Genomic DNA, 24408 nt, shown 5'->3' on the forward strand with positions numbered 1-24408 from the left:
GGTGCCAGACGGCAGGAAAATCAATGGTGTCTCAGTCGGAGATAGTCATTGAGCCGCGTATTTATCCCTTTTTCTGTACTGGCGACACAACAACAATCGGTAAGGATTACCCGTAATTAGGATGGTGCCCTGTTTTTTTACTTCAATAGTCAGGATATCCCTTATTGTGCTGATATTTCCCCGCTTATCACGCGTTGGAATGAGTACGTTCGTCGGTGAAAAGTATAGACTGGGATTAACAGGGAGCGGGGGAGTACATGATGTGGCTTTACTCTACTATTTCGGCATTAGTCGCCTTGTTTTTTCTTGGCATAAAGCTGAAGTACAGACCCACGGACAACAGATTACCCGCAACGATACTCATGATAGTGGGCTGGGTATTGGCCACCTGGCAATTCATAATATTTGCCAATGGCAAAGCTTTATTTATTACAGATTCCGCCCAATGGATAAGCGATAATTGGCTATTGCGCTACTCCGCATTAGCATTTGCGGTCATACACATCATCGCCACGTTCGAGTTTAAAGCGACAAAACGCTAATACATTTGCCGTCGATAGGCTGACGGAAAATGTCAGCCTGGGCGGCTGCTTACATGGCTGAAACTATCGATTTTATCTTTTCAGCTTTCTCAAAATGATCCAGCTTCATCTCCATGATCCACCAATGTGCAACCTCCATCAACAACTCCGGATCATCATTCTTGTTAGCGAAAAAAGCATAGAATGACAGCCCTACATGACTGCCTTTGGCCATAATTTTTTCTTCACATACCCTGACGATCTTTTCCTTCATCGCTGTGCGCACAACCTCTCCTTTTTGCATTATCGCGTATCAGTCTCACTTACCATAACATCTGTTTCTCACCCCCACTTAACTGTGAGCGTTGTATTCGCCAGCGCTCAATCAGAAAAATGGGGCAGACGCCGTTTGACAGCCTTGTTCATTCCCCCTCAAGGATCGCCACCCGTTCAAACTCCTCAAACACCAGCCACATATCCGGCGCAAAGGTGCCTTCACGGGTGAAAAACGCCTGATGCCCCCGGCGCCAGCAGGCCAGGCTTTTATCGCCCTCTCCCTCTTTTGCTGCCAGCTCGGCGCTGACGTCGCAGTAACGGATCAGCAAAAGCGAACGCGTGCGGATCACGCAGCGCGCCTCGCCCCTGCCGTCCAGAATCACGCTGTAGTCGCCGACCAGCGGCGCTTTCTCCTGCCGGTAGGCAACGTAAGAACTGCAGGTTGCCGTTTTCTCTCCCACGATTACCAGCTGCAGCAGTTCATCCGCCAGCTGCGGGCTGTCGCCGAACGCCCAGCGCAATGCGTCGGGATATTGCTCCAATATGTTCTGTTTACTCGTCATTCCTGGCTTCCCTCATTGGCTGACAATGCATTTCACTTTTTCCCCTGCGAACAGTTTATACTGTGTGCAGATGACTGCCTTATCGAGCACGCTCCGCAGACGGAGCACAAGGAATTACCAAACGCCATGCTAAGTTACCGCCACAGTTTTCACGCCGGCAACCACGCCGACGTGCTGAAGCACACCGTTCAGAGCCTGATCATTGAGTCGCTGAAAGAAAAAGAGAAACCGTTCCTGTATTTGGATACCCACTCCGGCGCGGGGCGCTATCAGCTGAGCGGCGAACACGCCGAACGCACCGGTGAATATCTGGAAGGCATCGGCCTGCTGTGGCAACGCGACGATCTGCCGGCAGAGCTGGAGGCCTATATGGGCGTGGTGCAGCACCTGAACCGCAGCGGATCGCTGCGTTATTATCCGGGATCGCCGCTGATCGCCCGTCAGCTGCTGCGCCCGCAGGACAAGATCCACCTGACCGAGCTGCACCCGAGCGATTTCCCGCTGCTGCGCGGCGAATTCCAGAAAGACGAACGCGCCAAGGTGCAGCGCGCAGACGGCTATCAGCAGCTGAAATCGCAGCTGCCGCCGCCGTCGCGCCGTGGTCTGATCCTGATGGACCCACCGTATGAAATGAAAACCGACTATCAGGACGTGGTGAAAGGCATCCAGGAAGGCTATAAACGCTTCGCTACCGGCACCTATGCGCTGTGGTATCCGGTGGTGCTGCGCCAGCAGATCAAACGCCTGCTGAAAGAGTTGGAGGCCACCGGCATCCGCCGCATTCTGCAAATCGAGCTGGCGGTGAAACCGGACAGCGATCAGCGCGGCATGACCGCCTCCGGCATGATTGTGATCAACCCGCCGTGGAAGCTGGAGCAGCAGATGCAGAACGTGCTGCCGTGGCTGCACAAAACGCTGGTGCCGTCCGGCATCGGCCACCATCTGGCCAATTGGGTGGTGCCGGAGTAACCGGTCGCCGCAGGCGCGCACGCCGCGCCTGCGTCCACGCCTATCACAGCCATCGACGCAATCTTTGCGACAAACCCACCTCAGGCGTTAAACTCTATCCTCTTCAATTTACACAACTCATGGAAAACCCAGATGACGAAACATTACGATTATCTAGCAATTGGCGGCGGCAGCGGCGGTATCGCATCGATCAACCGGGCAGCCATGTATGGCCAGAAATGTGCGCTGATTGAGGCCAAAGAACTTGGCGGCACCTGCGTCAACGTGGGTTGTGTACCGAAAAAAGTGATGTGGCATGCGGCGCAGATCGCCGAGGCGATTCACCAGTACGGCCCGGACTACGGCTTTGACACCACGGTCAACGCGTTTGACTGGAAAAAGCTGGTCGCCAACCGTACCGCCTATATCGACCGTATCCACAACTCGTACGACAACGTGCTGGGCAAAAACAAGGTCGACGTGATCAAGGGCTTCGCCCGCTTTATCGACGCGCATACCGTGGAAGTCAACGGCGAGCAAATCACCGCCGACCATATTCTGATCGCCACCGGCGGCCGCCCGAGCCACCCTGACATTCCGGGCGCGGAATACGGTATCGACTCCGACGGCTTCTTCGACCTCGACGAGATGCCAAAACGCGTCGCCGTGGTGGGCGCCGGCTATATCGCCGTTGAGATCGCCGGCGTGATGAACGCGTTGGGCGCGGAAACTCACCTGTTCGTGCGTAAGCACGCGCCGCTGCGCAGCTTCGATCCGCTGATCGTCGAGACGCTGGTGGAAGTGATGAACACCGAAGGGCCAAGCCTGCACACCGAATCGGTGCCAAAAGCGGTAGTGAAAAATGCCGACGGCAGCCTGACCCTGCAGCTGGAAAACGGCAGCGAATTTACCGTCGACAGCCTGGTCTGGGCGATCGGCCGCGAACCGGCGACCGATAACCTGAACCTGGCCGTGACCGGCGTGCAGACCAATGACCGGGGCTACATCAACGTCGACCAGTTCCAGAACACCAACGTACCGGGCATCTACGCCGTCGGCGACAACACCGGCGCGGTTGAACTGACGCCGGTCGCCGTGGCCGCCGGCCGCCGCCTGTCCGAGCGCCTGTTCAACAACAAGCCGAACGAGCACCTGGACTACAGCAATATCCCGACCGTGGTGTTCAGCCACCCGCCGATCGGCACCATCGGCCTGAGCGAGCCGGAAGCGAAGGAAAAATATGGCGAAGACAGCGTGAAGGTGTACAAATCCTCCTTTACCGCCATGTACAGCGCCGTGACCCAGCACCGCCAGCCTTGCCGTATGAAGTTGGTCTGCGTGGGCGAGAATGAGAAGATCGTCGGCGTGCACGGCATCGGCTTCGGTATGGACGAGATCCTGCAGGGCTTTGCGGTCGCCGTGAAGATGGGCGCCACCAAGCAGGACTTCGACAATACGGTGGCCATCCACCCAACGGCGGCGGAAGAGTTCGTCACCATGCGCTAAGCCCCTGCGGTTTAGCCCTGCATCAAGGCCGGTTGCCCATCGCAACCGGCTTTTTTTGTCCCGGCCGCCTGCCCGCCCGCGTGCGATACTTTCCAATGCGTAAAGTTTTCATACCGCGCAAACCGGCGGTAGCACAGCGATTCCGCCAGCGCTGCCGTCATTACAGCCGCCCGTCGTACCGCTGGCCTGCCAGACGTTCTGCGGCGTAATCCGCGCTAAACACCACGACTACGCATCGAAATGCCGGGAACATGTGATATTCTTGTCTCAATCGCCACGTGCTATTCCCGGTTAACGGGAAGATTTGCCGGCCCGGGCTGCCTCTGCATCAGCCGCCTGAATAATTCGCGGTTTTCTGTCACTGTTTAGCCTGCTAAATTTATCTCTTGGCCCCTTGCCTTTCATTGCGGAGAAATTCCCGATGCTGTCGACCCTGATCAGAACCCTTACCCTGGCGCTCTTCGCCCTGATCGCCACCCAAACCTCCGCGTTAAGTTTTACTCTGGAAGTTTCTGGCAATATCAGCCATTTCACCGATACGGCCAACAAACGCTATGTGTTTAGCGACCAGGATCTGTTCGCCATGCCGGTCAACTCGATTTCCACCTCCACCTCGTGGACGCCGCGGCGTAAATTCGACGGAGTAGCGGTTGCGGACATCCTGAAAAAAGTGGGCGCCAAGGGGCAGACGCTGTCGATGCATGCGCTGAACGACTATTACATCGATATTCCGCTGTCCGACGTGGAGAAATACAACATTATCCTGGCCTATAAAATGGACGGGGAAATGTTGAAGATCCGCAACTTCGGCCCGCTGTTTCTGGTTTATCCACGCGATGAAAGCGGCCCGGAGTTAAATTCGCCGCTGTATAACTCGCGCTTTATCTGGCAGGTCAACAGGATCGTGATTAAATGAAGCTGACCCAGTTCAAGAACGGCAGCCGGCTGGCGATTCCGGCCATTTTCGCCGCCCTGTTCATTGTGGCTTCCACCATCACCCTGTATTACTACAGCGCCACGCTGTCGAAAAAGGGGTTGTACGCCATCGCCGGTACGCAGGAAAACTACTCGTGGTCGATCGCGAAGTTCTCCATCAAGCTGGCGGAGTTCGAAACCTATGTGGAACAGCTGAAGAATGCGCCCAAGGTGGATATCGACGCGTTAAGGCTCAGGTTCGAAATTCTCTATTCGCGCTTTTACGTGCTGGAGACCGTATCGGAATCCACCCAGCCGCTGTACCGCGAAGCCGGCTATCCCGAGGTGATTAAGCAGATGGTGGCGCAAATGAATCAGCTCGACCATCTGATCAGCGCCTCTCCGCCGAACCTGCAGGAAATTACCCAGTCCATGCAGCAGATGAAGCCGTTTGCGGTCGAGATGGCCAACCTGGCCGACCATGCGGAAGTGAAGCAGCGCACCGTCGCCTACAACGACTATATTGAGAAGCGCCATATTATTTTCTACGGCCTGGTGATCATCATGTTCTCGGTGATTGCGCTGGTCGCCATTACGCTGATAGTCCTGCGCCAGCAGCGTATTACCATTCAGCAGCAGGCCAAGGCCATCGAGGCGGAAAAGGCCACGCACTCGAAAAACGCCTTCCTCGGCGCTATCGGCCATGAACTGCGTACCTCGCTGCAGAGCATTATGTCCGCCATTGACGTATTGATGAATACCAATGTGTCCACCGAGCACGTTGATACCTTCCAGCGGCTGGAAACCGCCGCACAGCAGATTGAAACCCAGATGAAGGATTTGACCGACTACGCGCATCTGGACAGCGGTATGATGGAACTGCGCATTATGCCGTTCAATGCTGAGCAACTGATTCAGCAAACCACCGATGAAGTCGGCATGCTGATGAGCAAAGAGCAGATCACATTGTTGTGCGAGGTCGACTTCAGCCACGCGCAAATGTATTCCGATCCGCTGCGCATCCGCCAGATTCTGGTCAATCTGCTGACCAACGCCTTCAAATACACCGAAAGCGGCACCATCACCGTGCACGGCTGCCTGCGTCGCCAAACCGGCGGCAATGCGCTGATGTTGGAAGTGACCGATACCGGTATCGGGATGGAAGAGGAAAAGCTGGGGCAGATATTCCAGCCGTTTACCCAGTTGGATCAGTCGAATACCAAACAGTACGGCGGCGTCGGCATGGGGCTGGCGATCGTACGCGGCCTGGTCGCGCTGCTGCAGGGCACCGTTACCGTTTACAGCGAACAGGGAAAAGGCAGCACCTTTATCGTCAGCATTCCGGTGGAAGTCAGCGAAGATCAGACGGAAGAAGAGGCGCAGCCGCAGGCGCTGTCCGATATGGCGATGAAAGAACAGCAGGTGCTGGTAGTGGACGACAACAGATCGGTGGGAGAAGCCTTCGCCGCCCTGCTGGATAAACTGGGCTATCAGCACGAGCTGTGCGATTCATCAGAGCGCGCGCTGCAAAAGCTGCTGCGCCGGCCTTACGATGTGCTGTTGCTGGATTTACAAATGCCGGGTATCGACGGCGCGGCGCTGGCGAAAAAGCTGCGCGGCCAACGCGGCCCCAACCGCCATATTCCGATTATCGGCATCAGCGCCCAGACGCCGGAGCTGCTGACGCTGGAGCAACGTGCGCTGTTTGATGATTACCTGATAAAACCCGTGCGGCTGGAAGCGCTGTCCACCGCACTGTCCGCCCTGTTCCTTAAAGGTTAAAACAGCGCTGCAGCGCGGCTTCAATCACATGCAGCCGCACCGGTTTTTCATACGGGCCAAGCACGTCATAATCGCGCATCGCCTTGGCGATTTCTGACTCGCGCAGCCCGGTGCCCAGTTGGCCGGTCAATACCAATACCGGCGCATCCGGGTTATCGGAGGCGCGAATCGCTTCGATGCATTGCTCGGAGGTTTCCTGCCCGATCAGCCAGTCAACCACGTAACCGTCGAACAGGCTGCGGCTCAGCGCCTGTTTGAACGTCTGAACATCGTAAAAAGCAACGGCGTTAAAACCGCGGCTGTTCAGGTATTTGGCCAGTTCATCCGCCGCCTGATGCGAATCATCCAGCACCGCGATGCTTAACCGCTCATCGTCGACATTCGTCGGACGAATCTCGATCAGCTCCACGCAATAGCGGCTGCCGGCCGGCGCCTCATCGGCCCGGTAAATCACCCACTTTTCGTCTTCCTGCTGCGCGACATATTCAGAAAAACGCCCGCCGCTGACTTCGCTGCCGATGTATGCCACGCAAGGAATCGTCATCCCGGCCGGCGAAAAGATGGCATCTCGTGCAATAGTTTGCGCAGGAGGCTCATTCTCCACGTTGATATCCACAATGGCCGCCGGCGTTTCGTCCAGCGCCGCCGCGACGCTGTTGATCTGTTCCAGCGTCCAAGGGCTCTGCCCTTTCAGCTTGCGGTGGGCATGGGAAAAACTTAGCGCCAGAATACGGCTAAGCTCCTTTGCTTGCTGACGTTTACCGATCCCGTGATGAAGAAAGAGTTCTCTGACCCGGTTTGCAATCGACTGCGAATCGAATTTTTGATGATTGTTATCCATTTTTTCCTTCGATTTTTTCTAATTTTTCAGTCGCTTTGACATGTTATCGTGTTCGAACATCATTCAATATTAGCATCATATGCAAGATTAATCTCAAACATTGCTTGACACACCATGTTTTATAGTCAAACATGGTATCAAAAGCTACACACAGCAACACACTATAAAAATAAAACACCAGTACTTATAACCATAACGACACCAGGGAAACTCGTTCAGGTTGCCGGTTCTAAAATACAGTATGCATTAGGACAACGGCACACCGTTCAGAGTAAAAGCCTTTATCGCTAATAATAAAGATGTACCCCCCATTGAACCGGCTCCCATCAGGGGGCCGTTTTTTTATGGGATTTTACCGGTAGGAGAGAAGATTAGGGCAACTTTTCTGCGGAAAAAAACAGGATCGCCGTTGGCGACCCTGTTTTTAAGGATGGATATGCCTGGGATCAGAAGCGCCAGGTGAAACCGGCGTTGACGCTGTTGTCCTGATGGCGGTCCGACAGCAACCCGCCGTAGCCCAGCGACAGCGACGCATTCTGGCTCACCGCCACGTCTGCGCTGGCCTTCAGCAGCAGGCCGTCGCGCGATACCGGCACGCTGTTGCTGACGAACGCCGCATTACCGCCGCGGAACTTCAGCCCGGTGCCGCGCTCCAGTTCACCATACTGATGCTGCCAGCCCGCCTCGCCGCGCAGCGTCACCGCCGTTTCACGGCTCAACTGCCACTGATGGTCCGCACGCAGGCCCAGCGTCGACACCGTGGCGTCCGTGTGCTGCTTGTCGCCGTACAGCGCCGCTGCGCCGCCGTCTTCGCTGATGCCGTTGTTCTGGAAGTTGATGTACGCCAGATTGGCGAACGGCTCCAGGTTCACCCATTCGCCCTGCACGCTATAGCCCGCTTCCGCGAACAGCTGCTCGGTGCGCGCGCTGTATTTCGCCGTCGCGCGGTCCGACTGCAGCCCGTAGTTCACCGAGCGCGCCGTATCAAACCGGTGCCAGGTGTAAGACCCACCGGCACGCAGCGCCAAATCGCCGTACTGTTTGCTGCCGTATACCGCCAGGTGGTAGTTGTCGCTGTCCGCATTCGAGCCGTAGCCGCCGTCCAGCGAGGTGCGGGTATAGCCGGTCGCCACACCCAGACGCCAGTCGTCGTAGGCCGAATCCAGACCCAGCAGCACCCCGTAGGTCGAGGCCTGGTAGCCGGTGGCGTTCACGTCGCCCGACGCATGGTCCCATGCCCCGACAAACTGCGCCCACGCACCGCCGTCATCCGCCTTGATGTCCTGCGACGTCGCCAGCCCTTCCGCCTGACGCAGGCGGCTGTTCAGCGCATCACGCAGGTAACGGCTGTCGTTCACCTGCGCCGAGGCGATATCCGCGTGGATCTGCCCCGACAGCTGGCGGAACGCCTGCCGCGCCTGCCCGGCGCTGCCGGAGGCCAGAATGCTTTCATACACCGGGTTGCCCGCCGCCAGCGCATCCGCCGCCGTCGCCACCGCTCGCTCGTTCTGCGTGGCCGCCACGCTGGCGAACGCGGTGTCATTACGCGCCACATCCGCCGTCAGCCGGTTGCCCTGTGTGGACAGCGTGGCCGCCAGGAACGGCGAAGTGGTTGTCGCGCCGTCAAACTGGCCGCTGATCCCCTGCTGCGCCTGTAAAATGTCATACTGGCCGATGGCGCTGCCGCCGGCGTCGCCGTTCAGTACGTTCTGCTGATCCAGCAGCATCGCCACTTCGCCGCCGTCGATCTGCGCCGATCCGCCGCTGACGATCCGATCGCTGCTGCCGTCCGCCGCTGCTTCCACCGCGTAGCGCGAGCCGGCGGCAAAGGTCACGTCGTTGGTGACGTTCAGCGTGCCGATCGAGTTGCCCGGCGCCACGACGGCACCGGCGTTGGCGGTGAGTGAACCGATACGGCCCGAGCCGCCGAGCGCCCCGCCGTTCCCTACCGTCACGTCCGACACCAGCGTGCCGTTCACCGCCAGCAGCCCCTGATTGACCAGCGTCGGCCCGCTGTAGCTGTTATTACCGGTCAGGTATAACGAACCGGCGCCCTCTTTGGTCAGGCCGCCATGGCCGGAAATATCGTTCGAATAGACTTCCAGACCACAATGTACATCGTCGCAGATACGCTGATAGCGCGTGCCGCTATCCACTTCCGCCCCCACGCCCGGAATGTTGGCGACAAACTGCGTCGGGCCATAGGCCACGCCATCGGCATCGGGAATGCGGAACGCTTCCGGGATATCCTGCTCGGTGTAGAACATCCCCGGCCCGTTAATCGCCTTGCCGAGGTTAATCATCCCCCAGCCGTACAGCGCGTCAATACCGGGTGCTCCCATATCGGTGGCGGTGGTTTTCAACACATCGGCAATTTGCGCCGTCGACAGGTAAGGGAAACGCTGCAGCAATACGGCAACCGCGCCGGTCACGTGCGGCGTCGCCATCGAGGTACCGTTTTTATTGCCGTAGTCCGACGTCAGCTGCTGTGGATCGGAACCGTTGGCCACCGCGCTGTAAATTTTGCTGCCCGGAGACGCAACGCAGAAGCTGGCGGTGTAACCACAGCGGGATGAGAAGGAACTGAGGGTGTAAGGCACGCTATTGGCCGAGGCATCATCCTGCGCCACGCTGGCGACAGTCAGCCAGTTCGGCGCAATATCCGGCACAAAATAGCCCAACCCGCTGATGACGTCCGGCTGGTTGTAGTTACCGTCGTTGCCCGCGGCAAACAGCACCAGAATATTGTGGCGTGCGGCATCGATCGCCCCCTGATAGCCCGCGCCGGCCAGGCTGCCCAGCAGCGGCTTCACCTGATTGAACTGCTCTTGCGCATCATGGAATTCAAAATGCAGCGCATCCGGATCCTTACCGCCGTCGGACAAGAAATCCGGAATGCTAACGCCCCAGCTGTTATTAATCACCCGTACACCGCTTTCGATCATCGCCTGCCAGCCGGCGTTGGTTACCGCGCCGTCCAGCCCCAGAAACTCGCCGTAGGCCGGACCGTCATTGTCGTTGTCCACGCTGATAATCTGCGAATCAAACGCCACGCCGTGCATCCCCGCACCGTCGCGGTTGGCGGCAGCGATCCCCGCCACATGCACACCGTGATTGCTCAGCGTCTCGCCGTTGTAGAAATGGAAACTGCCGTCGAAATAGAACGGATCGCCGGCGTTAATACCCGGCCGGTGGGGATCGGTATAGGCGCGAATGCCCTGCGTTACCACATTGATCAACTTGCCGTCGCCGGCAAACTCGGGATGCTGGTTATACACTGGCGTATCCAGAATTCCCACTTTTTGTCCTTTGCCGGTGTAGCCGGCAGCGTAGGCCTGGTCGGCATGAATCGCCCCCAGCCCCCAGTCGGCGTTAAACTCGGCGCTGCGCCAGCTGGCCGGGTCTCCGACTTTCCCCTCGTTTGCCTGTACGCTGCCTGCAGCTAACAGTGAACACAGTAAGGCATTCAGTTTCCATGTCGGCTTTTTCTTTCCTGTAAATGCTTTCATTCCCGTTACCTTTGATATTTGTTCTGCACGTCACATGGGAAATCGGGCCGCCCGAACGGGCGGCCCTGAGTTTAAGGATGGATAGGCATGAGATCAGAAACGCCAGGTGAAGCCGGCGTTGACGCTGTTGTCCTGATGGCGGTCCGACAGCAACCCGCCGTAGCCCAGCGACAGCGACGCATTCTGGCTCACCGCCACGTCCGCGCTGGCCTTCAGCAGCAGGCCGTCGCGCGATACCGGCACGCTGTTGCTGACGAACGCCGCATTACCGCCGCGGAACTTCAGCCCGGTGCCGCGCTCCAGTTCACCATACTGATGCTGCCAGCCCGCCTCGCCGCGCAGCGTCACCGCCGTTTCACGGCTCAACTGCCACTGATGGTCCGCACGCAGGCCCAGCGTCGACACCGTGGCGTCCGTGTGCTGCTTGTCGCCGTACAGCGCCGCTGCGCCGCCGTCTTCGCTGATGCCGTTGTTCTGGAAGTTGATGTACGCCAGATTGGCGAACGGCTCCAGGTTCACCCATTCGCCCTGCACGCTATAGCCCGCTTCCGCGAACAGCTGCTCGGTGCGCGCGCTGTATTTCGCCGTCGCGCGGTCCGACTGCAGCCCGTAGTTCACCGAGCGCGCCGTATCAAACCGGTGCCAGGTGTAAGACCCACCGGCACGCAGCGCCAAATCGCCGTACTGTTTGCTGCCGTATACCGCCAGGTGGTAGTTGTCGCTGTCCGCATTCGAGCCGTAGCCGCCGTCCAGCGAGGTGCGGGTATAGCCGGTCGCCACACCCAGACGCCAGTCGTCGTAGGCCGAATCCAGACCCAGCAGCACCCCGTAGGTCGAGGCCTGATAGCCGGTGGCGTTCACGTCGCCCGACGCATGGTCCCATGCCCCGACAAACTGCGCCCACGCACCGCCGTCATCCGCCTTGATGTCCTGCGACGTCGCCAGCCCTTCCGCCTGACGCAGGCGGCTGTTCAGCGCATCGCGCAGGTAACGGCTGTCGTTCACCTGCGCCGAGGCGATATCCGCGTGGATCTGCCCCGACAGCTGGCGGAACGCCTGCCGCGCCTGCCCGGCGCTGCCGGAGGCCAGAATGCTTTCATACACCGGGTTGCCCGCCGCCAGCGCATCCGCCGCCGTCGCCACCGCTCGCTCGTTCTGCGTGGCCGCCACGCTGGCGAACGCGGTGTCGTTACGCGCCACGTCCGCCGTCAGCCGGTTGCCCTGCGTGGACAGCGTGGCCGCCAGGAACGGCGAAGTGGTTGTCGCGCCGTCAAACTGGCCGCTGATACCCTGCTGCGCCTGTAAAATGTCATACTGGCCGATGGCGCTGCCGCCGGCGTCGCCGTTCAGTACGTTCTGCTGATCCAGCAGCATCGCCACTTCACCGCCGTCGATCTGCGCCGATCCGCCGCTGACGATCCGATCGCTGCTGCCGTCCGCCGCCGCTTCCACCGCGTAGCGCGAGCCGGCGGCAAAGGTCACGTCGTTGGTGACGTTCAGCGTGCCGATCGAGTTGCCCGGCGCCACGGTGGCGCCGGCGTTGGCGGTGAGTGAACCGATACGGCCCGAGCCGCCGAGCGCCCCGCCGTTCCCTACCGTCACGTCCGACACCAGCGTGCCGTTCACCGCCAGCAGCCCCTGATTGACCAGCGTCGGTCCGCTGTAGCTGTTGTCGCCGGTCAGCACCAGCGTGCCGATGCCCTGCTTGGTCAGGCCTCCGTGGCCAGAGATATCATTGCTCCAGATATCCAGGCCGCAATGGACGTCATCACACACCCGTTCAGTCGGTTTGCCCCGATCGAGCACCGCGCCGACGCCGGGCAGGTCGACGACGAACTGACCTGAACCATAGGCCACGCCTTTTTCATCCGGCACGCGAAATGCTTCCGGAATATCCTGCTCGGTGTAGAACATCCCCGGCCCGTTAATCGCCTTGCCGAGGTTAATCATCCCCCAGCCGTACAGCGCATCAATACCGGGATCGCCCATATCGGTGGCGGTGGTTTTCAGCACCGATGCCACCTGCGCGCCGGTCATATACGGGAAGCGCTCCATCAGCACCGCGATGCTGCCGGCAACGTGCGGCGCGGCCATTGAGGTGCCGCTGTACTTGGCGTAACCGGTGGTCAGATTGTCCGGGGTCGTACCCTCAATGACCGAACTGTATACCTTCGTCCCTGGTGCCGAAACGCAGAAACTGGCGGTGTAACCGCAGCGGGAAGAGAAGGTGCTGATAGCATAATCGCCCGTGCCGTCAGGATCCTGCAGGCTGGCGACCGACAGCCAGTTAGGCGCGATATCCGGCACAAAATAGGCCAGTCCGGCCATGGCATCGGGGTTATTCAGGTTATCGTCATTGCCGGCGGCAAAGATGGTGACGATACCGCTGCGCGCCGCGTCAATCGCCCCCTGATAGGCGCCGCCCGGTTTGGTGCCCAGAATCTGTTTGATCTGCTCGAACTGTTTACGCGCATCGTCGACGGTAAAGTGGGGATAGGCCGGATCGGATCCGCCCTCGGCAAACTTATCGGTGATGCCGATCCCCCAGCTGTTATTGATAATCCTTGCGCCGCTGGCGATCAACGCATCCCAGCCGGCCTTGTATACCGCCCCGTCATTGCCGAGAATAATGCCGTCTTCCGGGCCAGGGTCGCCGTTCTCCGCGCTGATGATTTGCGCATTGAAGGCCACGCCGTGCATTTCTCCGCCGTCACGGTTACCGGCGGCAATACCGCCGACGTGCGTACCGTGCGAACCTAACTCGCCGTCCGACCCTACGCTCGGCGTCCCGTCATAGCGGAAGTCGTCCCCTTTCTTGACCGGAATATAAGGGTCGGTATATTCGCGCACCCCTTGAGTCACCAGGTTGATCACCTTGTCCTGGCTGGCAAACTCCGGGTGCTGGGCATAAACCGGCTGATCGAATATTCCCAGCTTGACGCCTTTACCGGTGTAACCGGCGGCGTAAGCCTGGTCGGCATGAATCGCCCCCAGCCCCCATTCGGCATTAAATTCATTACTACGCCAGCTGGCCGCATCGCCTGGCCGACCATTTTCCACATAGGAGGCGGCCTGCGCCCCGCTGCCAATCACCGCTAAAAAACAGGCGATGGCGCTTAATTGCATACGCTGCTTCACCGGTGCGGTATACGCCGTCGGCGCCCGCACCGGTTTATTCTCTTTACGTTTACTGTCCATCCCAGATACCGTCCATTGTTGTTTGCAAATGTTTTATTGGTTTTATGTGTTACGTTTCTGTAACACCAAATAAATAAAGCACAACAATGGTCATTTCGCCCGGCAGGCAAAAACGACGGTAAACGCCATTGCGACAAAACATTCCGCTGGCCGGGGAAAGGAAAGGGAGGTGGAAAAGTGAAGGGGACTAATTATCGCATGGCATTAATCTTATTTGGCGAGGGGCGGCTATAAATATAATTACATGATTATTAGTGAGTTATCAAATGATTTGTGTGCAAACTATTCGCCTAAAATAAGATATAAACAGAATATGGCGTTAGTTATTATCAGTAAAAATTATAACTACATAGCCTATTCATTTAGTGAATAATTCTACATTCAACGCCGGCATCACGCTAAAAATGGATTATCCTGCTGGTTATTTTTTGCTGTTGCGCACATCTTCTTCGGCCTGACGAATAATCGCCTTCGCCATCCACTGAGTCACGTCCTGAATACCGCTCAGCTCCAGTCCCCAAATATCTTTCAATACCAGAAAAACTTCTGAACCGTAAATCAGTGAGAAAGCGTGGATCACGCGCTGCAGCGCCTCCGGAGGCAATTTATCCTGCAACGGCTCTACCGCCAATTTCAGCAGGCGTTTACGGTTACCACGCACGAATTTCTCCCCCGGCGTGGCATTGGCCCACTGTTGCAGGGAAAGTTGCAACGCCGCACGCAGCGCGCCTTCGTGCTGCTCCATTTGCGGGTAAGCAAACGCCAGCAACTGCTGAATGCGCAGCAGCGCATCGTCATCATTTGGCTCCCACTGCAAAATCGGCCCCAGACTTTCAGCCACCACGGCGGTAATCAGGGCGCTTTGCGTCGGGAAATAGCGATAAGCGGTAGCGCGGGATACCTGCGCATGAGCCGCCAGTTCGGTAATCGACGGGAACGCGCCGTCATCGTACAGCTCCATCGCGCTGGCAAGCAGCAATTTGCGCGTTCTGGCGCGCGTATGGGTTAGGGGTTCATCCCGCGGTGCGGGAAAAGCGGATAGCGACACATCGACCTCACACAAATCATGCCGGCTCACAGGCGGCATAATGAAAAACCTGACTGGCAGGATCCTGGCCCTTCCAGCGTCGCAAAAGCGAACTATAAATACAAAAAATGAGACCCTCGTCTCATTTATCGTCAAAAAAGGCTTGCATTAATGATACTGCCGTCTCATTATGTATATAAATTCATCGGCTGTATCTTATTGTATCAACACCAGGGTTCCAAATTAATATTATAAGTTATCATTAGAAACAACCAGTTCGGCCCTCATAGCCGACCTTTTTTCAGGAACAGACGATGAGAAATACCCCAACCTTTGTCTATATTGCTACCACAGCAGATACCAAAGGACAAGAGTTGGCGTATGTGCGTGGTTTGATTGACAGCCTCGGTTTACCCACCATCACCGTCGATCTTTCCACTCACAACATGCCCGCACGCTACCCGGCCGACATTTCGGCGGCCGACGTAGCCGCTTTTCATCCGGAAGGCGCAACCGCCGTCTTTTGTCATAATCGTGGTCAGGCGATCGCCGCCATGGCCATTGCTTTCGAACGCTTTATGCTGTCGCGCAACGACGTCGCCGCTCTGTTGGGCATGGGCGGCTCCGGTGGCACAGCCATGATCACGCCGGCAATGCAGCAGCTGCCTATCGGCCTGCCCAAGCTGATGGTCTCCAGTATGGCTGCCGGGGACGTTTCCGGCTACGTCGGCGCCAGCGATATCGCCATGCTGTATTCCGTGACCGACATTGCCGGCCTGAACCGTATTTCACGCAAGGTGCTGGGCAACGCCGCCCACCAGATCGCCGGCGCGGTGCGTTTCCATACCGATGAAGACGTGCTCAGCAAACCCGCCACCGGTTTGACCATGTTTGGCGTGACAACGCCGTGCATCCAGGCCGTGACCCGCGCCATTGAGGCGCAATGGGACTGCCTGGTGTTTCACGCCACCGGCAGCGGTGGACAGGCCATGGAAAAGCTGATCGACAGCCAGCTATTGAATGCGGTGCTGGATCTGACCACCACCGAGGTGAGCGATTATCTGTTCGACGGCGTGCTGGCCTGTAACGAAGACCGTTTTGGCGCTATTGCCCGCACCGGTATTCCCTGCGTGCTGTCCTGCGGTGCCATGGATATGATTAATTTCGGCCATCCCAAAACCATTCCGGCACGCTATGCCGACCGACATTTTTATAACCACAACACCCAGGTGACGCTGATGCGCACCACCGCTGAGGAAAATGCCCATATCGGGCGTTGGATTGGCGAAAAGCTGAACGCCTGCCCGGGGGAAATCCGTTTTGTGGTACCGGAAGGCGGGCTCTCGTCGCTGGATGCGCCCGGCCAACCTTTTTGGGATCCGCTGGCGCTGCGCGCCTTTACCGATGCGCTGGAACAAACTCTGGTGCAGACCACGCGACGCCGGCTGATTAAAACGCCCTATCACATCAACGACGCACGGTTTGCCGACATCGTGGTGGCGCAGTTTCATGACATCACCACGGTGAAAAAAAATCACTAAGGCCATTGTTCTCGCCAGGATGGCGCATGGCAAAAAAATATAAAAAAAGGCCAGAATAATCTGGCCTTGTTATTTTTCACATCACACTATTAATTACTCGGCAGCCTCGTGCTGCGCTTTCATTTTATTCATGTGCTCCATCATTTTCTTTTCGTGTTTCTGATAATTCTCATTGTATTGTTTTTTCTGCTCTGGCGTTAACAGGTTATACATTTTATTTTCGGCCTTGGCGCGCGCCAGCATGCGTTCGGACTGCGCTTTGCTGATAGTGTCAATTTGCGCTTTGGCTTTGGCTTCATCAAAGCTGTCGGAAGCCACTAACGTATGCAGCGCCTGACGCTGCTCTTTCATGCCATGACCGCGATTCTGGTGCGCTTCTTTCATAATGTCGCGCATTTGCTGGCGCTGCTGCTCGGTCAGGTTCAGCCCCGCGAACGGGCCGCCTTTCCCCTTGTGGTGCATCATTTTCATCGGCGCGCTATCTGCTGCCGCGGTGGTGGCGGTATCGGCCGCAAAAGCCATAGAAGCAGAACCCAGCGCCAGGGTAGAGGCAACAAATAAAGCAGTCAGTTTACGCATAATTATTTCCTTAAAATATTCTTTATCAGGAGCGCTGTACTTAACAGGCTCATCGTGTCGTCGGAGATAATAATAGGCTCAAGAATATAGATTAATGCGAAGGAGTGTAAACTTTTTAAAACCAAAAAAGGGTTTATTCATCAATTATGAGCAAATTATGGAGATAGCGTCTGCCCTTTGACAAGATGTATCCCATAACGAAAAAAAGCGGGATAAATAAGGTAACACGCGCTGATTAATTGCGCAGTCTAATTTACCTCAGCGTCTGGTTTTTATCACTTTTAATGTGCGCTACCGCACATGAAGCCCGCAAAAACGCCAATTCCCTTCGTCGGGGTCAAATCCATGGCCGGTTTGGCTATAATGGTGAAGGTTATAGGTTTTTATATAAGGAAAGCGTGACGTAATGCCTACAGGATCCGAGAACACTCCCCAACCGCGCCAAACGGAAGAATCAGCCAAGCCGCTGATCGACATCAAGACCGGGAACCACAAAATTGACAAGGGCATCTCCGGCTTTTCCCGTCTGGTTGAGCATATCAAGGCCAGACCGGGTATCGCCCACCTGCTGCGCGCGGCCGAGCGCTTTAACGACCGGCTGGGCAGCCAGTTCGGCGCCGCCATTACCTACTTCTCTTTCCTGTCGCTGATCCCCATTCTGATGGTGTCGTTCGCCGCGGTAGGCTTTGTACTGGCCTCTAATCAGGACCTGCTGACCGAGCTTATCAACAAAATTGTCGGCAGCATCAGCGACCCAACGCTGGCCAATACGCTGAAAAATACCGTCAATACCGCCATCCAGCAGCGCACCACCGTCGGCCTGACCGGTCTGGCGCTGGCGCTCTACTCCGGTATCAGCTGGATGGGCAACCTGCGCGAAGCGATTCGCGCCCAGTCGCGCGACGTCTGGGAGCGTAATCCGCAGGATCAGGAAAAAATCTACTTTAAATACACCCGCGACTTTATCTCGCTGACCGGTCTGGTGGTGGCGCTGATCGTCACGCTGTCGCTGACCTCAATCGCCGGTTCGGCGCAGGCGGCCATCGTGCGCGCGCTGGGGCTGGACGGCATCGACTGGCTGCGCCCGGCGATGACGCTGATTGCGCTGTCCATCTCCATCTTCGCCAACTATCTGCTGTTCCTGTGGATTTTCTGGATGCTGCCGCGCCACAAACCTAATAAGAAAGCGCTGTTCCGCGGCACGCTGATGGCCGCCATCGGCTTTGAAGTGATCAAGTTCGTGATGACCATGACGCTGCCGCAGGTGGCAAAATCTCCGTCCGGCGCGGCATTTGGATCGGTGATCGGCCTGATGGCCTTCTTCTACTTTTTTGCCCGCCTGACGCTGTTTTGCGCCGCCTGGATCGCCACCGCGCAGTATAAGGACGATAAATCACCATCGGCCAAGCCATAACGGCAGCCGGCCAACCGCATGAATATACCGGTCATCAGCCTATGACCGGTTTTTTATGCCAAATAAGCGCGCAGATATCAGAATATAAATCTAACTAACGGCTGACGTTTCAGCCAAAAGCAGCACAACACACTACCCATCTACTTTTCTTTCCGCCTTTTCCAGCCATTCCCACTGCTTTGCCTTATTTTTGTGACGTTAAACTCCACAGATAAACACAAAGGTAAAACTTTAATCTTATTAAGCGTTTATTTCCCGCATTGTACAAAGTTACGCCATTGAAAAGGGGTTTTGCTGTGGCATAAGATGGCCTTTTACATAATGAAAACATAAGAAATAACTATGCAAGCCACCATCACAACATCCGCCGACGCCAACGACGCGTCCGCACCAATCAATTCCCGGGGAAAAGTGCTGGTCGCTTCGCTGATCGGCACCGCTATCGAATTCTTCGACTTCTACATCTACGCCACCGCCGCGGTATTGGTGTTCCCGCATATCTTCTTCCCGCAGGGCGACCCGACCACCGCCACCCTGCAGTCGCTGGCGACTTTTGCCGTCGCCTTCGTCGCCCGTCCGATCGGCTCAGCGCTCTTCGGCCACTTTGGCGATCGCGTCGGGCGCAAGGCTACGTTGGTCGCCTCGCTGCTGACCATGGGCATTTCCACCGTGTTGATCGGGCTGCTGCCGAGCTATGAAACCATCGGCATCTTCGCCCCGCTGCTGCTGGCGCTGGCGCGTTTTGGCCAAGGTCTGGGGCTCGGCGGTGAATGGGGCGGCGCGGCGCTGCTGGCGACCGAAAACGCCCCGCCGCGCAAACGCGCGCTGTACGGCTCCTTCCCGCAGCTGGGCGCGCCGATCGGCTTTTTCTTCGCCAACGGCACCTTCCTGCTGCTCTCCTGGCTGTTGACCGACCAACAGTTTATGGAGTGGGGCTGGCGCCTGCCGTTTATCCTTTCCGCGGTGCTGGTGTTGATCGGCCTGTACGTGCGCGTATCCCTGCATGAAACGCCGGTGTTCGCCAAAGCGGTGAAGGCCGGCAAGCAGGTGAAGATCCCGCTCGGCACCCTGCTCAGCAAACATCTGAAGGTCACCATTCTGGGCACCTTCATTATGCTGGCGACCTATACGCTGTTCTATCTGATGACCGTCTACTCCATGACCTACGGCACCGCCGCACAGCCGCTGGGCCTCGGCTACTCACGGGAAAGTTTCCTGTGGATGCTGATGCTGGCGGTGATCGGTTTTGGCGTGATGGTGCCTATCGCCGGCCTGCTGGCGGACGCCTACGGCCGTCGTAAAACCATGGTGGTGATTACGCTGCTGATGATCGGCTTCGCCTTCCTGTTCCCGACCATGCTCGGCTCTGGCAATCAGGCGCTGGTGATGGCTTTCCTGCTGTGTGGTCTGAGCATTATGGGGCTGACCTTCGGCCCGATGGGCGCGCTGCTGCCGGAGCTGTTCCCGACCGAAGTGCGCTATACCGGGGCTTCTTTCTCCTACAACGTCGCCTCAATTCTTGGCGCGTCGGTCGCGCCCTATATCGCCACCTGGCTGAACGCCAACTATGGCCTGTTCTACGTCGGGATGTACCTGGCGGCAATGGCGACGCTGACGCTGATCGCCCTGCTTTTGATGAAAGAAACCCGCCACCAGTCGCTGTAACCACCTCTGCGGCCCGCCCCTGCGGGCCGCTGTTTTCTGTCATCAAAAGCGTTTATCCTGCCTTCTTTACTCCCAATTCGGATACCGATGATGACACTGCGCCGCCGGCTATTACTGCTGTTCATCCTATTGGCGCTGGTCATTCTTGCGCTCTATCTCTGGCTGAAGCCCGCGCATCCCGACGCACTGTGGCGCATCGTCAGCCAACAATGTCTGCCGAATCAGCAGCAGCACAACAACCCGGCGCCCTGCGCGCAGGTCGACCCGCAGCACGGCGCCGTGGTGTTTAAAGATCGTAATGGCCCGTTGCAGTACCTGCTGATGCCGACGGCAAAAATCACCGGCATTGAGAGCCCGGAGCTGCTGACACCGACGGCGCCCAACTTCTTTCTGCTGGCCTGGCAGGCACGCCGCTTTATGGCGGAAAAATACGGTAAACCTATCGACGATGCGGCCATTTCGCTGGCCATCAATTCCGAATATGGCCGCACGCAAAACCAGCTGCATATCCATATCTCCTGCCTGGCGCCGACGGTGAAAAAACGTCTGGCGCAGGCAGAACAAACCTTCACCCCACGCTGGCAGCCGCTGCCCGGCGGGTTGTTGCAACACGACTATCGGGTACGGCGGGTGACGCCAGGCGAGCTGGCACAGCAGGGGGCGTTTCGCCTGCTGGCGAGCGGTGTCGCCGGAGCCAGCCAACAGATGGGGCGCTACGGCCTGGCGATGACCGCCTTGCCAAACGGTGATTTTCTGCTGCTGGCCACCGAGCGCAATCTGCTGCGCCTCAACCTGGCCTCGGCGGAGGAGCTTCAGGACCACGACTGTACGCTGCTGCAGCCGCGTCCCTGAGGCGCAGTTACTTTTTCTTCTTCATCTGCTTGAGCACCTGCCCGCACTGATTGGCATCGGCGCCGTCGCTGGGCGACACCAGCGCCAACAGGGCGGCAGCCGGCGTCACCACCACGCCCAGCGCCACGGCCGCCGCTCCGCGCGCAATCAGCGGCCCGGCTTTCACGCCGGCGTCCGGATGCTTAAAGGTGCCTTTCACATACAGCGGCGAGCGCAGCGTCAGCACGCGCATGCCCTTACTCTCCGGATCGATGGACAGATCCAGCCGTTCGTTGGCGAAGTTGGCGTTGCCGGTAATATTGATGATGGCGTTCTCGGTATCGAATACAAACAGCCGCGGCGCAGCCACGCCGCTACGTATACCGACGTCTGCCGCCGCGCAGTTGATACCCACTTCGTCATCGCCGAAGATCTGCGCCACCAGATAATTACCAACGTTGAGGCCCAGAATCTCCATCAGGCTGCGACTGATCATACCGTCGTTAACCAGCAGACGCAGATCGCCGCTGCTGCTGCCCAACAGCGCCGCCACCGAGTTGCCGCTGCCGGTTAACTTCGCGTCGCCGTTCAGTTCTCCCAGGCTGCGCTTCATCGATTCCACATTCGGCAGCAGTTTCTTCAACTGGAAATTGCGGGCGTGCATATCCATCCGCCCACGCATCGGCTGCTTGCTGCCGTCCAGCCGCACGGTTGAATTCAGGTTGCCGCCCGCCACACCAAAGCGCAGCGGGTCCAGCAGAATCACGCCGTTCTCCAGCCGCAGATGGGTGTACAGATCGCTTAACGGCAAGGCATCGCCATGCTCAATACGTTTGGCGGTAAATTTGACGTCGGCGTTCATCACGCCCCAGCTTTGGGTGGCAAACGTTGCGACCGGCAACGCCTTATCCGCCGGCTGCCGCGTTTTCTCGCCGCGGCCGGCCTTGGCTGCATTGCTGTCAGCGCCGATCAGCGGCGCCAGATCGGCGAAGCGCAGCTGTTTAGAGAGCACATTACCGCTCAGGCTCGGCCGTGGCCGGCTGGCGACATAGCGCAGATCGCCGTGGATATCGCTGTCGCCAATCTTGCCGCTGAAATTTTGATAGCGATAAACCGCGCCGCCCTTTTCATGCAAACGGGCCGTCAGATGTCCGTCGGTGGCATACGGCGGCGTATTGGGCAACAGCACGCCGGTCAGGCCATACAGATTGCCCAGACTGTCGCCGGAAAACTTCAGCTGTAGATCAAGCCCGCCGAGATTTAACGGGTCGGTCAAGGTGCCCGCTACCGCCACGCGGGTCGCGCCGGAGCGTATATCAGCCTGCAGCGGGAACGGCAGGCCGGCATTCTGTAACGACAGCATGCCGCCGATCTTACCGCTGCCGCTCAGCGGTTCGCCGTTGTATTTGCCTTTTACCTGCCAGCCGAATACATAGTCCGGCGTAATGACCTGGCCCTCCTCCTTCTTGCCGGTGACCTGGCTAAATGGCAGCGGCTTGCCCAGCGGGTCGATCGTCGCCTGGAAATCCGCCTTCAGCGTAGCGTCCTTAAACGCTATCTGGCCGCGATCGAACACGATATCGTGAATATTCACCGACCAGTCTGACGCCGCGCTCTGGTCATCCTGCCCACCGCTGGCAAGGTTGAACGTCCAGTTATTCTCGCCATTGGCCAGACGCTGTAACCGTGCGTCGGGCCGCTGCAGCCAGATGCGCGGGATCAGCACCTCTTTATGTAACAACGCCAGGGGAGCGATGCTGAGTTCGACACGTTGCAGGCTGACCATACGATCGCCGGGAATATTTTCCGGATTGCCCAGTACAATATCTTGCGCATGAATGTACGGCCACGGCACCCAGGCGCGCCAGCCGCCTTCTTCCTTTTTGCGCTGCCAATCCACGCCAAGATCGCCGCGGATGGCAAAGGGCCGCTGCAGCTCGGCAGAGACTTTGTCATTAATCGTCGGCTTAAGACGGTTCCAGTCGAAGGTGGTGATAAAGACCACCAGCGCCACAATCACCAGCAGCACAACGCCGCCGATCCCGCTGATTACTTTTCCCGTTTTGCTCATTGTCAGTTCCCTAATATCCGTTGCGTACGGCCGGTTTGGCGGAGATTGATTGACGGCCGTTCTCCCTAAGCCTAGTTAAGGATGCGGCAGAGTTCACCCTTTCGGCCTGCGCCGTCCATGGCGCACATTAAGCAGCAATAACCGATCGTTTGGCGAACGGCGTAAAAAACAAATTAAAACACCATTTCATTTCTATTGACTCCGCGCCCCGCAGCCGTAAGACTGACATAAACCCGCACACCTTTATTCAGGGATTATCATGACTTGCAAAAATATTGCCGTTATCGGCGAATGCATGATTGAGCTGTCGCAAAACGGCACCGGACTCAGCCGTGGTTTTGGCGGCGATACGCTCAATACCGCCGTCTATATCGCCCGTCAGACAGAACGGCAGGCGCTTAACGTCCACTATGTCACCGCACTCGGCAACGACAGTTTTAGTCAGGAAATGCTGCGCGCCTGGCGACAGGAAGAGATCGACACCACGCTGGTACAGCAGCTGGAGAATAAACTACCGGGGCTGTACGTGATAGAAACCGATGAAACCGGCGAGCGTACCTTCTACTACTGGCGCAACGACGCCGCCGCGCGTTATTGGCTCGACGGCCCGCAGGCCGACGCCATTTGCCGTCGGCTGGCGCAGTTTGATTATCTGTACCTCAGCGGCATCAGCCTGGCGATCCTCTCCTCTGAGGCACGCCGCAAACTGATGGCGCTGCTGCATCAATGCCGCGCCAACGGCGGCCAGGTCATTTTCGACAATAACTACCGCCCACGGCTGTGGCAAAACAGAGAAGAGGCGCAGCAGGCCTATCGCGAGATGCTGTCCTGCACCGATACGGCGTTCCTGACGCTGGACGATGAAGATGCGTTATGGGGGCAAATGCCGGTGGAGCAGGTGGTCAAACGCACCCGCAATTTCGGCGTGCAGGAGATCGTGATCAAACGCGGCGCCGAGGCCTGTCTGGTCTATCTGAACGATGAGGCGCCACTGGAGGTTGCGGCGGTGAAGCTGGCGCAGGAGCAGGTGATTGATACCACCGCCGCCGGCGATTCATTCAGCGCCGGCTATCTCGCCGTACGGCTGAGCGGCGGTGCGCCGCAGCAGGCGGCGGAACGCGGCCACCTGACCGCCAGCACGGTGATTCAACACCGCGGCGCGATTATTCCACGGGCGGCGATGCCGGTCTGACCGGCCGATAAAGCGGGCATCCGCGTGCC

Annotated in this window: 18 protein-coding genes; 10 read left to right on the plus strand and 8 right to left on the minus strand. The window is 57.8% G+C overall.

All coding sequences use genetic code 11. The features are described from left to right. Positions 1–257 precede the first annotated feature (257 nt). Complete coding sequence (locus tag TAN611_RS22325) at positions 258–542, plus strand: hypothetical protein (RefSeq protein WP_203067013.1); 285 nt, start codon at positions 258–260, stop codon at positions 540–542. 49 nt (positions 543–591) lie between these two features. Here TAN611_RS22325 and TAN611_RS22330 read toward each other — a convergent pair whose 3' ends face one another. Both TAN611_RS22330 and TAN611_RS22335 read right to left on the minus strand, forming a co-directional pair. Next, a complete protein-coding gene (locus tag TAN611_RS22330) occupies positions 592–807 on the minus strand; it encodes a DUF6500 family protein (RefSeq protein WP_203067014.1) in 216 nt (71 codons plus the stop codon). A 136-nt stretch (positions 808–943) separates the two neighbouring features. Continuing rightward, positions 944–1360 carry an ASCH domain-containing protein gene (locus TAN611_RS22335; protein ID WP_203067015.1) on the minus strand — a complete coding sequence of 139 codons (417 nt, stop codon included), beginning with the start codon at positions 1358–1360 and terminating at the stop codon, positions 944–946. Between the two features lie 126 nt (positions 1361–1486). On the opposite strand from TAN611_RS22335, the gene TAN611_RS22340 reads away from it, so the two are divergent. The 4 genes from TAN611_RS22340 (at position 1487) to TAN611_RS22360 (ending at position 6511) form a co-directional block, all read left to right on the plus strand. Continuing rightward, positions 1487–2329 (plus strand): 23S rRNA (adenine(2030)-N(6))-methyltransferase RlmJ, encoded by an 843-nt coding sequence (locus TAN611_RS22340; protein WP_197950473.1) that lies wholly within the window; start codon positions 1487–1489, stop codon positions 2327–2329. Positions 2330–2461: 132 nt separating this feature from the next. Continuing rightward, positions 2462–3814, plus strand: a complete 1353-nt coding sequence (gene gorA / locus TAN611_RS22345) for a glutathione-disulfide reductase (protein WP_203067016.1) — start codon at positions 2462–2464, stop codon at positions 3812–3814. Between the two features lie 421 nt (positions 3815–4235). Then, positions 4236–4730: a molybdopterin-dependent oxidoreductase gene (locus TAN611_RS22355; protein WP_105233005.1), complete on the plus strand. Its 495-nt coding sequence runs from the start codon at positions 4236–4238 to the stop codon at positions 4728–4730. Continuing rightward, positions 4727–6511, plus strand: a complete 1785-nt coding sequence (locus tag TAN611_RS22360; protein WP_105233006.1) for an ATP-binding protein — start codon at positions 4727–4729, stop codon at positions 6509–6511. The genes TAN611_RS22355 and TAN611_RS22360 overlap by 4 nt, the downstream gene beginning before the upstream one ends. Here the strand turns inward: TAN611_RS22360 and TAN611_RS22365 are convergent. The 4 genes from TAN611_RS22365 to TAN611_RS22380 all read right to left on the minus strand — a co-directional run bounded on the left by TAN611_RS22365 (position 6501) and on the right by TAN611_RS22380 (position 15107). Further along, positions 6501–7352, minus strand: a complete 852-nt coding sequence (locus TAN611_RS22365) for a helix-turn-helix domain-containing protein (RefSeq protein WP_111737933.1) — start codon at positions 7350–7352, stop codon at positions 6501–6503. The genes TAN611_RS22360 and TAN611_RS22365 overlap by 11 nt on opposite strands. Positions 7353–7798: 446 nt before the next feature. Beyond that, positions 7799–10861 carry an autotransporter outer membrane beta-barrel domain-containing protein gene (locus TAN611_RS22370; RefSeq protein WP_203067017.1) on the minus strand — a complete coding sequence of 1021 codons (3063 nt, stop codon included), beginning with the start codon at positions 10859–10861 and terminating at the stop codon, positions 7799–7801. A gap of 93 nt (positions 10862–10954) precedes the next feature. Next, positions 10955–14059 carry an autotransporter outer membrane beta-barrel domain-containing protein gene (locus TAN611_RS22375; protein WP_203067018.1) on the minus strand — a complete coding sequence of 1035 codons (3105 nt, stop codon included), beginning with the start codon at positions 14057–14059 and terminating at the stop codon, positions 10955–10957. Positions 14060–14480: 421 nt separating this feature from the next. Next, positions 14481–15107 carry a TetR/AcrR family transcriptional regulator gene (locus tag TAN611_RS22380; protein WP_105233548.1) on the minus strand — a complete coding sequence of 209 codons (627 nt, stop codon included), beginning with the start codon at positions 15105–15107 and terminating at the stop codon, positions 14481–14483. A 293-nt stretch (positions 15108–15400) separates the two neighbouring features. Between TAN611_RS22380 and TAN611_RS22385 the strand changes: the two genes are divergently transcribed. Beyond that, positions 15401–16627, plus strand: a complete 1227-nt coding sequence (locus TAN611_RS22385) for a Tm-1-like ATP-binding domain-containing protein (protein ID WP_105233010.1) — start codon at positions 15401–15403, stop codon at positions 16625–16627. Positions 16628–16720: 93 nt separating this feature from the next. On the opposite strand, the gene spy is transcribed toward TAN611_RS22385, so the two are convergent. Continuing rightward, positions 16721–17206 carry an ATP-independent periplasmic protein-refolding chaperone Spy gene (spy, locus tag TAN611_RS22390; RefSeq protein ID WP_105233011.1) on the minus strand — a complete coding sequence of 162 codons (486 nt, stop codon included), beginning with the start codon at positions 17204–17206 and terminating at the stop codon, positions 16721–16723. Positions 17207–17612: 406 nt separating this feature from the next. On the opposite strand from spy, the gene yhjD reads away from it, so the two are divergent. The 3 genes from yhjD (at position 17613) to TAN611_RS22405 (ending at position 21137) form a co-directional block, all read left to right on the plus strand. After that, positions 17613–18620, plus strand: a complete 1008-nt coding sequence (yhjD, locus tag TAN611_RS22395; RefSeq protein ID WP_203067019.1) for an inner membrane protein YhjD — start codon at positions 17613–17615, stop codon at positions 18618–18620. A gap of 342 nt (positions 18621–18962) precedes the next feature. After that, positions 18963–20285, plus strand: coding sequence for an MFS transporter (locus TAN611_RS22400; RefSeq protein WP_197950458.1), 1323 nt, complete (start codon positions 18963–18965; stop codon positions 20283–20285). Between the two features lie 87 nt (positions 20286–20372). Next, the gene (locus TAN611_RS22405) at positions 20373–21137 is read left to right on the plus strand and encodes a CDP-diacylglycerol diphosphatase (RefSeq protein WP_203067020.1); all 765 of its coding nucleotides are present in this window, start codon (positions 20373–20375) and stop codon (positions 21135–21137) included. Between the two features lie 7 nt (positions 21138–21144). Here the strand turns inward: TAN611_RS22405 and TAN611_RS22410 are convergent, their stop codons facing one another. After that, the gene (locus TAN611_RS22410) at positions 21145–23187 is read right to left on the minus strand and encodes an AsmA family protein (protein WP_111737938.1); all 2043 of its coding nucleotides are present in this window, start codon (positions 23185–23187) and stop codon (positions 21145–21147) included. A gap of 259 nt (positions 23188–23446) precedes the next feature. Here TAN611_RS22410 and TAN611_RS22415 point away from each other — a divergent pair, with 259 nt between their 5' ends. Then, entirely contained in the window at positions 23447–24379 is a 933-nt protein-coding gene (locus TAN611_RS22415) for a sugar kinase (RefSeq protein ID WP_105233016.1), read from the plus strand. The last annotated feature ends 29 nt before the right edge of the window (positions 24380–24408 follow it).

The organism is Serratia sp. Tan611, assembly GCF_905188235.1.
GTDB classification, from domain to species: domain Bacteria; phylum Pseudomonadota; class Gammaproteobacteria; order Enterobacterales; family Enterobacteriaceae; genus Serratia_B; species Serratia_B rhizosphaerae.